Here is a 14,320-nt window from a genome sequence, read left to right as displayed (position 1 = left end):
AGTGTTATATTGTTTTAACTTTACTTTACATCTGAATCGAAGTGTTCGTTCACCAAATATTTTGGCGTATTGCCCGCCAAGGCATCAATCAGATTGTGATAAGCCAATTGAGCCATTTTTTTACGGGTTTCTGCAGTTGCTGAACCAACATGTGGCAACGTCACCACATTTTCAAGCTGAAATAGGGGTGAATCAGCCAAAGGTTCTTTCTGATAAACATCCAGTCCTGCAGCAAAAATTTGTCGATTGGTCAAAGCTTCAATCAGCGCCTGTTCATCGACGACAGAACCACGAGAAATATTAATAAATATCGCATGCTTCTGCATAAGTTTTAGTTCATCTGCACGGATTAGCGCTTGAGACTGCTGATTTAAATCAACTGCGGTTACTACAAAATCAGACTGCTGAAGTAAATCTTCAAGACTTTTGTACTGTGCATTGAATTGCTGAGCGACTTCAATTTTTTCACGGCGGTTATGATATAAAATATTCATATTAAAACCATAAAAAGCTCGACGGGCAATCGCGGCACCAATATGCCCCAAACCAATGATCCCTAGAGTCTGACCAAAAATATCCTGACCGAATTGCTCCGCATTGACGGTGCGTTTCCATGCACCCTGCTTGGTCCACCGATCCAGAGACGGCACCTTTCTTGCTGCACTCATCAATAGAGTAAAAGCTAAATCTGCGGTTGTTTCTGTCAGTACATGGGGGGTATTCGCCAACCATATTTTCTGTTGGTTTAAATAGACAAGATCATAATTGTCATAGCCCACACTAACTGAAGATATAACTTTTAACTGCTGTGCCGGTGCTAGATTTGATTCATTCAGTACACGTCCTGCACCAATCATAGCATCAGCGTCAATCACCTCATTTCTAATCTGTTGATTGATATCACCCTGTTTCGGGTCTAAAACAACCACCTTAAATTGATCATTTAAAAGTGACAGAATTTCTGAATCGATTTGGCTAAAAACTACGACTTTTTGTTTCATCTAGATCAAACTCCCTTTCAACACGACCATTTTATGGGATTAAAGTATTTATTTCTGCATCATTTGCCATAATTTACGTTTGAGCAAAGGTTCTTTCAGCATTTCATCCAAACTCGACAGCACCATAATATCCTGTTGTTCAAGATGAGTAATTTGTCCCAGACTAATCACTTTACGCTCTGCTCTCAATGCGTCGATAAAACCTTGAATATAAAGGTTTACCCCCCGACCATCTTGATACTGCGGCAAAGGGAAAGGCCATTTTAATTCATAAGCATGTCCACTGACTGCACGTTGAATATTATTCCACAAGGTCAAATGTTCAGCATTCAAGTCAGTTGTTTCAACTAACAATAGGCAATTCTCAATCGCAAAGGCTTGAATTTTAAATGGTGACAGCACTAATACGGATTCTGTCTCAAAATGAGTTTGTTGCTGAATGTGCTGTGATGTTGAAACTTCTTCTGTCTGCTGAGTAGCAGGATTACGCTTGAGTAAAGTGACTTCAGAGATTTGAATCTTTTCAGTGGTTAGGACCGATGTCTTTTTCGCTAGATCAGCATCAATGTGTGTGGATAGATCTTTAAACTCAATCGGTTGATGTATGGAAGGATGTGAAGGTTCAATATCGCGATATAAAGCACTTTGATAATGGCGTGTCTGTGCATCGACCCTGCTTATCCACAGATCAATTCCCATTGCTGCCAAAATACTACGCTGATGTTCTGATACATTCACATTCATTACAGATTCAATATTTTTCATACACCCTATATTCTAGCGATGTTTGTTTTTTTTGTCGCATCAATCCACACCAAAAAGCGGATAAATTAGGCTTCAGGAATAGAATAAAACAGCAAATACTCATCCAACACCATGAATAACATCCTTCAGCTACAGTGAAGTAACTAAAATGCCGTATTTTGCTGTGAGATACATCCCTTGACGAATGATGTCTGTGCCATTGGCATGGTGAACTTTAAGCTCTTGGGTAAGCACGTCAAATTGAAAAGCATCATAACAGTCTTGATGTTGACAAAGCCAATTTAAGGTATCTACGAGATGTTCATCAACAATATAGGACTCAGCCAAGAAATCTTTTGACATATCAGATAGGAATCAGAAAAATGATGCTATTGTAACGCATCTGACACAACTTGGATCATTCAAAGAAACCAGAAAAAAATTTGATTTACGATCAACAAAAAAATATTCAAATGATGAGTTCTATTATTATGCTTTTTTAAGATCACCATACTGATTTCATAAAATCATCATATGGTGATATTTCGCTAAAGTTTAAGAAAACTAATGATGAGCTCCGCATTTACGGCACTCTTTAACCACAACATTTTGACCAATTTCATATTCAAAACTGTGGATACACAATAATTTTCTGATTTTTTGCAACATTATCAAACTCCTTTTTAGAAATCCTACATCATTCGAAGTTTCATCCCGAAACATCTCTGTCTTTGCAAGACATGTGTTATGTTTATCATATTAAAAAGTTGCTACGTAAATTTTTTTATTCACCTTTAGTCGTAGAACCTTATTTTTCTGTTGAAATTTTCAAATCATGATAATCTATCTAAATCCTTGTTTTATATTGCTTTAAAAAAGAAAAAATAGTTTAAAAAAGATGATTTATAAGCTTGATTTAATCTGACTTTTATATAGGATGAAATCATAGCTTTTTCTATTTACCTCTATTTTTAATTTAGAAAGCTTTTGAAAAAACCAAAATTTAAGCCTATCAACAAGATCATAAAGGAATTTTTCATGCAAGGACGTATGATGCAACAACCGTTGCTAATCAGCAGTTTGATCGAACATGCTGCACGTTATCATGGTGATACCGCAATAATTTCTAAAAATACCGATGGTACAATCACCAAGACAGATTGGACGCATGTTACTGAAAACGCAAAACGATTTGCCAATGCACTAAAATATCTTGGGCTTAATTCAGGAGATCGTGTGGCAACAATTGCGTGGAACAATCATCGCCATCTAGAATCATGGTATGCAATTTCAGGCAGCGGACTCGTCTGCCACACCATTAATCCTCGACTTTTCCCTGAACAATTGATTTTTATTATCAATGATGCCCAAGATAAGGTTGTGTTATTTGATAAGACTTTCCTTCCCTTAATTCGTGCAGTTAAAGCACACACGCCAAATGTAGAACATTTTGTCTATCTTGGTGCTTTCGATCAAGATGTTGCAGATGCGCTTCCAGACGCCAAATTTTACGATGTACTCATCGCTGAAAATGCGGGAGATTATGAATGGCCAAAGCTTGAGGAAAATACTGCAAGTTCATTATGCTATACCTCTGGCACTACTGGTCATCCTAAAGGTGCTTTGTATAGCCATCGTTCGACGATTTTACATACCTATGCAATCTCGCTGCCTGATTCTTTGAATTTATCAGCCAAAGACATAATGTTACCCGTAGTTCCCATGTTCCATGTCAATGCATGGGGAACACCTTATGCAGCAGCAATGGTGGGTTGCACCCTGATTCTACCTGGCCCAGGTTTAGATGGTGCAAGTTTGGTGCAGATGATCGATGATTATAAAGTCAGTATTGCATTGGGTGTGCCTACTATCTGGCAAGGTTTACTTGCTGCTGCAAAACAATCAGGAAGCACACTGGAAAGCCTTAAACGAAATGTCGTAGGCGGTTCAGCATGCCCTCCTGCCATGATGAAAGCTTTTAGAGACATTTATCAGTGTGAAACCATTCATGCTTGGGGCATGACAGAAATGAGTCCTCTGGGCACCGGCAATCAACTCAAGGCCAAACATCAAAATCTAAGTGCTGAAGAGCAATTTAAAATCCGACTTTCTCAGGGTCGCCCACCCTTCGGTGTAGACTTGCGTATTACCGATGAGGAAAATGGCGTTCATGAAGTTGCTCGTGATGGGCATACCACGGGTAACTTGCAAGTAAAAGGGCATTGGATCATTGAATCTTATTATGGAAAATCTGAAAACGCGTTAAGTGCGGATGGCTGGTTTGACACAGGTGATATTGCGACAATCAATGAAGATGGTTATCTCATTTTAAGTGACCGCGCCAAAGACCTGATCAAATCTGGAGGTGAATGGATTTCTTCGGTTGAACTTGAAAATATTGCCATGAACCATCCAGAGATTGCGATGGCTGCGGTGATAGCTGCGAATCATCCAAAATGGGATGAACGTCCAGTGGTGATTGCGATCAAACATCAAGGTTCGCAAATTACCGAGCAAGATTTACTTGCCTATTATTCAGATAAGATCGCCAAATGGCAAATCCCAGACAAAGTGGTATTCGTAGAATCCATTCCGCTAACAGGTACTGGTAAAATGTTGAAACGTGATTTACGCGAACAATATGCTGATGTCTTATTAACAGATTAACTCGAGTATCGTGTTGATTAAAGTAATCAGACAACTTAAAACAGCCCATCACTAGATAGGCTGTTTTATTTTTATCGAACTTTTGAAACATTTTTAGACCAATAAAGTTAAATGATTTGGGCAGATTGTAGTTGTCTAATATTCTTTTTGATCTTCTGATTTTCATCAATATCAAAACACACTAGGAATGTTTCACCGGGAAAGACCACATTTTCCTGTAATACTTTTACGGTTTGTATGATTGTCTCAATATCCACTTTGTTAAACCCTTTCTTCAGACTAAACCCTAGAATATAACAAGGGATATGCTTAAGATGTTGCACTTGCTTTTGCACCAGCCAAACCTGTTGAATACCCGTATACTTTCTAAGTTGCTGTAATAAATCTTCCAATTCTTCAAAGGTCAATCCATGTGGTATAAAATGATCTCTGAAACTCACCTCTTGACGTTCGCTCATTGCCAACTGTTCAAGTTCAACGCGATCCAGCATGAGTCTTTGATATTTTTCAGCTTCAGCAGCAATATCTTGTGCTTGATAAAACTGATACAGCATTTCATAGACTTGCACTTGGTAAAATTCATTCATTTGTGCTGATTTTTCTAAAATGGCACATCCGGATTGATCTTTACGCTCTAACAAAAGACGCCCATAGATAAAGTTGGCCAGGGCATTTTCTTGATCTTCCTCATAGAGTTCTCTCATCAAATCAAATGCAATATCAGGTTGATGCAAAACGGTATCGGTGAGCTCTACATGTGAAAATCTTTCTTCGGTAGATAGTTTTTCACCTCGTGCTAATTTTTCATTCAATTGTTTTAAATATTCTTTTTGCTGTTGGATATGTTGATGGTGCTGCTGCCAAACCCCCAAAACATTATTCTGCCATTGATGATCAAACGTGGCCGTTATTCTTGCCAACTGATCTCCCAAAAGTAAATCGGCTGTATGTCCTTTTTCAGCAAATACCAATTGAGCTGTTTGACCAATTGACTCTAAACGATCCATTAATGATGGATGTGTATCTTCCAAACTGGTTTGTAATTTTAAAGACTGATCCAACCATTTCTTGGTTTTATTTGGCTCAGAAAATTCACTTAACTGATTGACGTAACCGAGATAGGGAGAAATTGTGGGTTTCGGCATATTTTCAGCATGCTTAAAGATGGCTGGCCAAAACTCCTCACTTAAATAACACCCTACTACATTTACCGTAGTTAAGGTTTGTGCCACAGTTTCAGCAGATGTCAATTCCACGGATATTTTATCAGCTTCATATTCATTTGCCCTTGCAACAGGGAAAGAAAAAGAAGCAAAATATGGCACAAACCTTTTAAAGAATGGTCTAAAAATAATATCTATCCGACTGGCATTTTGCTCTACAAGTTGGTAAAGCTGCGCCCAACGAATCCTTTGACGATAAATCCAATTTGCTGTTTTGGCATGATTTTTAGATAAATGCCCAAATTCATGTGCCAGCACTGAAGTAAGTTGTGCAACGGATAGGGATTGCATCAACGGTAGACCAATTATCAAATAATTTTCATACCACCCGAATAGACCAAGTCGAGGCGTCTGAACGACCGCTGCATTAAAATCATCTGTAATGAGTACATGATGAAATGAAGGTGAATTTAATTTCAGACTTAATTCATCAATGATTTTAAATAACTCAGGTGCATCTTTCGCCTGAATAGTGATGCCTTGGGGCTTTTCTACACTAATCCAAAGTGATTTAACAATCACATACAGAAATATCGCAACAGGAATAATGATCTTTATTGCAAAAGCCTTTAAAACCAAAATAGACAGACAGGCTAAAATCAATAAAATCACCAAAACCACAACACCAAATACTACATATAAGTTTCCCAACCATGCCAGTATTTTTACTTTTCGGTGGTAAGCTATGGGATTTTCACGTAATTCTTGCTCAAGTCGAGTCATCCTTTCCTGACTGTACATTGTTATTGTCCTTATATTCTTTTCATGATTAGATTCTTTTATATCAATGACCTGATGATGTTTCAATTGATTAAATCGAAAAAACTCAGAAATTAAAATCTAATATCAACTTATTGAGCTTAATAAAATGATAATTTAAAAAGTGTCTCTATAGGCTCCATGGCTCAAGATCTAGATGCATAATCAGTCAAAGAAGCCATTATTCAACTTTCAAAAACACAACACCAAAATAAACAATCGAATTCGCAAGCTGACTACCAGAATGAACAAAAGTGATCAGATATTTTCGTCATGCACGCAGTGCTATCTGATGCTTTGAAGAAAAGGAAATAAAACTGCGGCTGCAAGAAAAGGCGGAACTGTGAGAGAGACGGTCCAAGCGACTCAATAAAAACCAACATGTACATATCCAATTACATCTAGTGTAAAAATACATACAACAATCATCGCTTTGAAAATTTTATTAGATTTTCTCACATAGAAAGCCCAAATATTAGATATTTGGGCTTTCTATTTCACAGATTAAATTTCGAAAAATCCAAGTCTGGTTATAACGATAACGATGATCAAATTAGAAACGCCAGTGGTAGAACAAATCGATCGCTTTTTCCAAAGACTGACTTGCTTCCAAGTACAAACGTTTATTCATTTGATAACGTAACGTCAATTTATTCACAGGAGTAAATACGCCAACGCCATAACGGATATATAGGTCTGGCGTAATATATCCCGTTAAACTCACCTGAGTATCATCGCCTGTCCCCTGCGCATCAAAAGACAAACCACTCAGACCAAACGTTCTTCCAATCTGATTGGTAAATGCGCGTGTTCCGCCTAAGCCTAAACTGATCCCTGCTGCGGCAATGGTATTGTTTACATCCGACTTAAAGCCTTCTGCATTACTTAATCCGCTTGAACCTTCATTGATACGACCAGTAATCAACGCATTCATGGCTTCTTGGTCTGACAATCCTGCATCATTATAAACTTGAATATTCGGACTTGAAGCTGTTCCAGTCACACGCAATCCAACTGTACTTCCCGAAATACTCTTGTTGGTATCAACATCTAATGTTGGATTTGACAAAGGGCCATTAAAACGTGCAATCGCTCGGTTTAGATCCAGACGTTGGCCATAAGCTTCTACAGTCACTTTTTGACTGACACCAATCGCACCATTGGCACGCATTGCTGTCTCCAAACCACGTTGGGAAAGGTACAAACGTCCAACTAAAGGAATACGGCTGTTAAAACCTTGGAAAATAACTTTATTACCTAAATTTACTGAAACATCTGCACGAATCGACCATGGCTGTGCAGCTTTAAGTAAGGCAAGCTGATTTTGACCTTCCTTTACGATGCGGACATCGGGTGATACATTGACCACGGTTGCACTTGATTCCGGCATTGAAATCAGTGCTTGTGGTACATCTACTTTACCTTTCACAGTTAACTTTTTACTTAATGGTAAAGCATCAAGTTCCATATCGGTATCAACAATTGCAGTGATTAAAGGGGCTTGGCGAATCAATAATTTGTCACCAGTCAAACGCACTTGCACATGCGGATCATTTTTCCAATCCACACTGCCTGAAATCTTACCAACCCCACGACCACTGTTGAAAGCGCCGTTGATTGTGGCAACATCTTGGCGAATTGAAGTATAAAGCTGAATATTATTTAAGTTGACTGGTAGTGAAATCATGCTGATTTCACCATTTTTCAAACGCATTTCACCATCGAATAACGGTTGTGTCAGCGTACCATTGATCTTACCTGCCAGTGACAATGTTCCATCCAATTTGCGTACATCTGCAATAAATGGTTTTAAGATTTTCAATTGAACTTCATTAAAAGCAACCTCGCCACGCATCGGTTTAGCATCGACATAGGGATTGATGACAACGCTCGCATATCCTGTTCCCACGTTCGGTGCTTTCAAATCAGTACGCAATAACAAACCATCTTTGATGCTTTTCATTACAATACTGGCTTCATCATAGTTCATCGATGTTGATGGATCATTTGGATCTTCTGCTGCAATACCAATTTGTCCATTCCGTGTTACCAATTTCGCATCCAATTTAGGTTGCTGACCTTGTGTCCATGATGCTTTTGCATAACCATTTAGCTTACCTGTGAGTGCTAAACCTTCTGGCATAAATGCAGCAAAGTCATTTAAGTCTAAGTTTTTAGTGACAAATGAAACATTACCATGTTTTTGACTCACACGAACGGGCTGGTCAAAACATAATTGGCTTTGTTGACTTAACCAACAATGCTGTCCGACATATAGCTCTGATTTAGCTGCATTGAAAATAACCGGTGCATGTTGTTGTTGCAATAAATGCGCTCGCACAGAGTCAAATTCACCTTTTTGTACCTGACCCAGCCAATCATTTTGAGCATTAAACCCACCAGCAAACTGCACATAAAACTTTGAATAATAGTTCCATGCTTGTAATTGTAGTAGATGAGCTTTGCGTGTTCCTGAAAGTGTAATACCTGCGTGTTGAATCTCACGGTTACCACTACGCAAGGTTTCCATTTGCGCAACCATTTTAGATGGTACAGTTTCCGATGTCGGCAACTCACCTTTTAAGCTTAATTTCTTGATGCTTAAGCTGTCATTGAGTCTGAAATCATCCACTGCGAGATTGGCTGTCGCACTTAAACGCGGCTGTGCCTGTAAATTTAAATAACCATGTGCTGTACCACGCAACCCAGGGTAAAGCTCATATAATGCAGGTGCATTCAATTTTAGTCTCAAATTCTGCGCATTGCCGGATGCTTGAACCTGATTACTTGCATAAGATAAAAATAGATTATTTGCTTCAAATTGTTGAGGCATCAACCCCTTAAGATCCGAGTTGAGCACGACTGCTAAATTGCCTTTTCCTCGCAATGGTTTATTGTTAATTATGCCTGCAAGATTCAATTGCTGAATATTGATTTTCTTTAAACGATCTGACCAATTACCTTGAGTTTTAACATTGCCTGAAACTTCTCCACGAATTGAAGACACAAAATATTGGGGTTTAAATCGCACCAAAGAGGCATTGATATCCCAGCCCACACCATTGCTGATATGGACTAAACCATTGGCTAGGATTTTCCCGGCAACACCATCATGTTGAAGTTCAGAAATTTTAATCAGCTCAGGTGTTCCTGCAACACGAATTTTGAGCAAACCACTGCCTTGCTTGATTTGTGACGCATTTAAAGCACCATCATAATTCACAGCAAAACCTTTAAATGCCCCACCAGCTTTCGCATCATTGAAAATTATTGCTGCTGTGCTTTTACCGGTTAACTGAATGGTTTCTGCTTTGACTTGGTTGGCAATACGTCCCGTTAAATTAATCGCCTCCAAATTAATCAACTGTTGATTTGGTTTCGCATAACCATTGGCTTTGATTTGCCCATTTAAGAGATCCACTGGTGCAGTGGCAACAATACTCTGTGGATTAAAATCTTTTGCGTTGAGCAATGCATTCCACTTCAATTGACGTTTTTCAGTTGGTAATTCAACCACAGCATTTCCAGATAAACTGCCTTTGGTCGAAACATATTCAAATGCAGAAATATGTAGATCATTGCCTTTTAGGTCGACCTGAGCATTATATTTACCTGCTGGCAAACTGCCTTTTTCATGTTGACGAACAACAGTCGCAACATGAATATTTTGCTGACCTTCTACAAGTGCAACATTGACTTGCCCCTGCTCACTGCTCAACCAGCCTACATAAGGCACAGCCCGATCGATGTTATTCCAATTTACTCCCAATAACATTGGTTCGGGTTTTTTGCCTTTTTGTTCAGCTTGATCAAGCTTAACCTTCCATGATTCGTATTTATCAAAATCAAGATTGGCTGTTAAATGCATACCCTGCTTTAACTGACCCACCGACGCAATTTTTGCATCCAATGAGGCTGGCAGAAAATCCTGAATCGCCTGAGGTATCACTTTATCTTTTGGATTAAGTCGGTCTAAACGCCCTTGGATATCCCAATGTACTACATCATGCCAACCCACTACACCGGTAAGGTTGACCGCCCCTCCCATCAACTGACCATTTATATTGTTGATATTCAGTTGATTAACCAAATCAGTATGTGCCAGAGCCGTGTATTGCCCTTGTGGAATATTTTTACCACTGATGTCGGTGTTGAGCTCTAGGTTCAGACCTTTTACATCGCCTTGAAATTTAGCTATACCATTTTTAGATAAAAGTTCTTGGTCTAGCATCAATGGCCAATGATAATCTTTAAATATCAGTGCACCGTTCATTGGAACGTCATGCTGCATTGGGTGAATGACTGCCCAACCTGTCAACAAATCCGGGGTTTTCGTCGCCACTCCTGCTTTAATGGTGGCTAAAGAACCACGGGCATGCACGTAGATATCTTCAACATTTAAACTTTTTAACGAAGGAAGACGAAGAATAGCTTTGGCGTTAAGTGGATAATCACCTTGTTTAAAATCCATGTTTCCTGTGGCATCTTTGACCGACAAATAGCCCATGTCCATTTTTGAATTTTCAAACTTCAGTGCAGTTCCAGACCACAACGCATTTTCCAAATGAATATCATTGATATCTACTTTTGAAGAACTGGTCTGGAATTGCAAATGATCCACATCAGCCTTGTCTAAACGCAAAACAAATGGCAATTTGATTTCACTGAATTTAAATGGTTCATCACTTGGCGGACTTTTGCTGATAATTCTTAAATTATTGACATCCGCATGACTCAGATGAATTTCTTTTTCTAAAATTGCGCGCCATCCCAAAGAAATATCTGCACGATCAATTTTAACATCCACAGCAGTCAAGGTAACCAAGACATTTTTAAGAATGATCCCTTGCAGCAAATTCCCACTTTCATATTGATAAGCAATGATTTTTTGACTTGCAGCAACACGATCCAATAAAAACTTACTGCCTTTATCAGTACTGAACATTACAGCCAAAGCAGCAATTAATAAAATAATGACCAAAAGTAAAGACATCAGAATATTACGTAATAAATTACGCTTCTTCGGGGTCAATTCCTGCTTGGGTTGATCATTTTGCTGTTCATTTTGAACATCTTGATGTTCTTCATCAGCCATAATATTTCCAGTAATTCTCTTATATTTTTAGTTAATTAAAGTTGTGAACCAATAAAGAAGTGCAAACGAATCGGTTTTGCGGGATCAGATATTCCAGATGCAACATCGATTCGAATCGGGCCAATCGGTGACTTCCAACGTAGCCCCACACCTAAGCTGTATTCTGTATCATTGCTGAATGACTTGTCATAAGCATTACCAAAGTCACTAAATACAGCACCACGCCAACCGTCTTTAAATTGATAATTGTATTCTAAAGAACCTACCGCTAAGCCTTGCCCACCCACTTTATACCCATACTCAACAGGTGATAAACTTTTATAGTCAAAGCCTCTGAGACTTTGATCACCGCCAGCAAAGTATCTTAAGTTATAAGGTACTTTTTCGAAATCTTTGGCAAAAATATAGCCTACATTCAAACCGCCCACAATTTGATGGTTGTCATTTTCGCCAAAAGAATACAAACCTTTCCATTCAGCACTGGTGATTGCCATATCCGTATCAGACAGTAATGACTGACTACCCAATTGGATTTTATAACTTTGTTTATAACCCCGAGTTGGATTAACACGGTTATCACTGATTGTTTTGGTTGCTTCATAACCTAATAGTAACGATTCTTGCTCTTGATCAGAGCCTGGAACCAAAAATGCGTCAGGTATATTGGCAATATCAACAGGTCCATTTTGAGTGACGCGGTCTAAACGATAGCGTACACCCAAAATATGTTGCCACTCTTTACGTGATCCCTTGATGATTCGGTCAACCCCAGCAACAGCAGATTCAATGACCAAATCCATGTCATTACCAATCCCATCACGAGTTTCTCGTTCATAACCCGCAACCAAACTGAAATAATCATTTAAAGGATGTTTATAGGGAATGTTGTAGCGTGCATCTATAGATTGACGAATCTGTGACAACTCCATGTTGGCATCAAAGGAATGACCCAAGTGATTGACAATGGCACGTCTATACTGACCACGCAAACGGACACCAGTATCTGTTCCATAACCAATCCCTGTTTCCAGACTATTTAAACGATCAGCATTTAAAGTCACAATCACTGGGATTTTTTTGGTTTCACGCGCTTTGTCCTTAAGTTGGTCTTCGTCTGACTCTCTTTCTTTTTGCTGTGCTTGCAGTTGTTTTAAATTTGGGTTGGCTTCTTCGCCTTGAGTCCCCGCAAATTGATTCTCATTGACTACATTTTGGGTAACTTCTTTATCTGATAGATGTACCTTATCAGCATCTGTTTGTGCCGCAAAAGTTGATTCAGCAACATTTTCCTGATCGACCAAAGCTTGTAAATCTGCTGGTAACTCCAATGGTTTTACAATTGCATCAGGTTTAATTGCATCTACAAGCGTATAATTAAAATAACGAGAGTTGGTCAGGTTGTTTGCCAGACCATTGACACGCCAAGCAGTATAATCTGCACCATCATTCCATGGCGCTAAAGTTTTTAAGATTTTTAAATCAATCGGTAACGGTTTAGAAGGGTCACTCATTCTAAACTCGACATCTTCTAATTTATAACGCTCGCCTGTTTCATACTTTAAATTAATCTGGGCTTTATTTTGCGGTTGCTCTACTTTGACGTCATGTAAACGCCAATAACTATCAAAAAAACCATTATTGGAAGCCGCGTCTGCTATTCTGGTTTTAGTGGTTTCATATAAACCATGATTGAGAACATCACCCTCCTCCAAGTCAGGTAATACACCAATCACTTGGAACTGAGCGAGATTTGCGCCAGGCCCTGTAAACTCAATATTTTGTTCCGTGACCTTAACAGGATCATTTGGAGTGACTTTAACACCTAAATGACTATCATCAATTTTACTGAATCTAAATTGTGCGTTGTAATAACCTACAGCTTGCGCCGCCTGAACAGCAAGTGTGCGCAATTGTGGTACTGAACCATTAAAATCAGAATAAGCTTCTTGAGTAAAGGTTCCGAGTTTGGCTTTTAAGTTGTTTGCTAAAACAGGTGGTGCACCTGAAACAGATACACTGATTTTTGCAATTGGCGCACCATTGTCCTGTGGTCCACGAATTTTATTGACAAGATTTCTAAAGAAACCTTTTTTAGGTTGCTCATCCTCTGGAAGATTCGCATTATGATCAACCAGAGTTTTACCCGCTTCATTTTCTTGAACAGAAATTTGGTTATCTGCACGAATGGTTTGTATCAATTGATCAACATTGACTGGGGCTTGAGTGATCTCGGTTAACTCTTGTTGTGTGGCGTTACTGACTTCGACCTCTGGCGTTTTAATCATACCATTACGGAAATTTTGTGCTTCGGTTTTAGCCTGCTCTGCCACACTGTAAATTTCATTCGCCATAGATGGGTCTACACTGGCCGCCGGCAAATCTTCCAAGTCTTCAAATTCAATGGGTTTAAAATCATCCTGAACGCCAATATTCAGTTGTTGCTGTTCAAGCATCTTTGCACTATCAAATTGTTCAGGTTGTTGTTGGGCCTGTTTAACTTTCTCATCAAGTTGATCAATTTTCTCGTTCGACAATCCTTCTTGCCTTGCTGCCGACTCTAATTGTTCTTGATCATGTGTGATGTTTACAGTATTTGAGTTTAGGATTTGATTATTCTGTGCTTGCTCTGCGTAACTCACGGGTACTGCAAAAATACTTAAAAAAACACTTGAACATATCAGTTTGTTGATATGATAACGATCAAAGTGTAAATGAACACTATGTGAAAGCACAGATTTTTTAAAATTAATTTTTGCTGGCATACCACGCTCGAATGACCTAAATTTATTTGTAGAAAGATCCACGATTAAAAATCTTTCAAATACTCAAAC

The 14,320-nt window shown here is 38.8% G+C and carries 7 protein-coding genes; 1 reads left to right on the top strand and 6 read right to left on the bottom strand.

Features of this window, described 5'->3' with window-relative positions; all coding sequences use genetic code 11:
• Nucleotides 1–20 precede the first annotated feature (20 nt).
• The 3 genes from OSH00_RS04365 to OSH00_RS04355 all read right to left on the bottom strand — a co-directional run bounded on the left by OSH00_RS04365 (nt 21) and on the right by OSH00_RS04355 (nt 2,108).
• Complete coding sequence (locus tag OSH00_RS04365) at nt 21–1,001, bottom strand: 2-hydroxyacid dehydrogenase (RefSeq protein ID WP_266129413.1); 981 nt, start codon at nt 999–1,001, stop codon at nt 21–23.
• Nucleotides 1,002–1,049: 48 nt separating this feature from the next.
• Nucleotides 1,050–1,766: a hypothetical protein gene (locus OSH00_RS04360; protein ID WP_266129412.1), complete on the bottom strand. Its 717-nt coding sequence runs from the start codon at nt 1,764–1,766 to the stop codon at nt 1,050–1,052.
• A 129-nt stretch (nt 1,767–1,895) separates the two neighbouring features.
• Complete coding sequence (locus tag OSH00_RS04355; protein ID WP_266129411.1) at nt 1,896–2,108, bottom strand: hypothetical protein; 213 nt, start codon at nt 2,106–2,108, stop codon at nt 1,896–1,898.
• Nucleotides 2,109–2,783: 675 nt separating this feature from the next.
• On the opposite strand from OSH00_RS04355, the gene OSH00_RS04350 reads away from it, so the two are divergent.
• The gene (locus tag OSH00_RS04350; protein WP_266129410.1) at nt 2,784–4,412 is read left to right on the top strand and encodes a long-chain-fatty-acid--CoA ligase; all 1,629 of its coding nucleotides are present in this window, start codon (nt 2,784–2,786) and stop codon (nt 4,410–4,412) included.
• Nucleotides 4,413–4,519: 107 nt separating this feature from the next.
• On the opposite strand, the gene OSH00_RS04345 is transcribed toward OSH00_RS04350, so the two are convergent.
• The 3 genes from OSH00_RS04345 to OSH00_RS04335 all read right to left on the bottom strand — a co-directional run bounded on the left by OSH00_RS04345 (nt 4,520) and on the right by OSH00_RS04335 (nt 14,251).
• Nucleotides 4,520–6,376, bottom strand: a complete 1,857-nt coding sequence (locus tag OSH00_RS04345) for a M48 family metallopeptidase (RefSeq protein WP_266129409.1) — start codon at nt 6,374–6,376, stop codon at nt 4,520–4,522.
• 571 nt (nt 6,377–6,947) lie between these two features.
• The gene (locus OSH00_RS04340; RefSeq protein ID WP_266129408.1) at nt 6,948–11,489 is read right to left on the bottom strand and encodes a translocation/assembly module TamB domain-containing protein; all 4,542 of its coding nucleotides are present in this window, start codon (nt 11,487–11,489) and stop codon (nt 6,948–6,950) included.
• Between the two features lie 35 nt (nt 11,490–11,524).
• Nucleotides 11,525–14,251: an autotransporter assembly complex protein TamA gene (locus OSH00_RS04335; protein ID WP_266129407.1), complete on the bottom strand. Its 2,727-nt coding sequence runs from the start codon at nt 14,249–14,251 to the stop codon at nt 11,525–11,527.
• Nucleotides 14,252–14,320 lie beyond the last annotated feature (69 nt).

Origin of the sequence: Acinetobacter nematophilus, assembly GCF_026344175.1 — a bacterium.
Lineage (GTDB): Bacteria > Pseudomonadota > Gammaproteobacteria > Pseudomonadales > Moraxellaceae > Acinetobacter > Acinetobacter nematophilus.
This window is presented reverse-complemented; position numbering and strand designations above follow the sequence as displayed.

Bases quoted from the DNA above. Each gene is read 5' to 3' on its own strand.
- OSH00_RS04345 (WP_266129409.1), bottom strand. From the start codon at position 6,376: ATGTACAGTCAGGAAAGGATGACTCGACTTGAGCAAGAATTACGTGAA.
- OSH00_RS04365 (WP_266129413.1), bottom strand. From the start codon at position 1,001: ATGAAACAAAAAGTCGTAGTTTTTAGCCAAATCGATTCAGAAATTCTG.
- OSH00_RS04350 (WP_266129410.1), top strand. From the start codon at position 2,784: ATGCAAGGACGTATGATGCAACAACCGTTGCTAATCAGCAGTTTGATC.
- OSH00_RS04335 (WP_266129407.1), bottom strand. From the start codon at position 14,251: ATGCCAGCAAAAATTAATTTTAAAAAATCTGTGCTTTCACATAGTGTT.
- OSH00_RS04360 (WP_266129412.1), bottom strand. From the start codon at position 1,766: ATGAAAAATATTGAATCTGTAATGAATGTGAATGTATCAGAACATCAG.
- OSH00_RS04355 (WP_266129411.1), bottom strand. From the start codon at position 2,108: ATGTCAAAAGATTTCTTGGCTGAGTCCTATATTGTTGATGAACATCTC.
- OSH00_RS04340 (WP_266129408.1), bottom strand. From the start codon at position 11,489: ATGGCTGATGAAGAACATCAAGATGTTCAAAATGAACAGCAAAATGAT.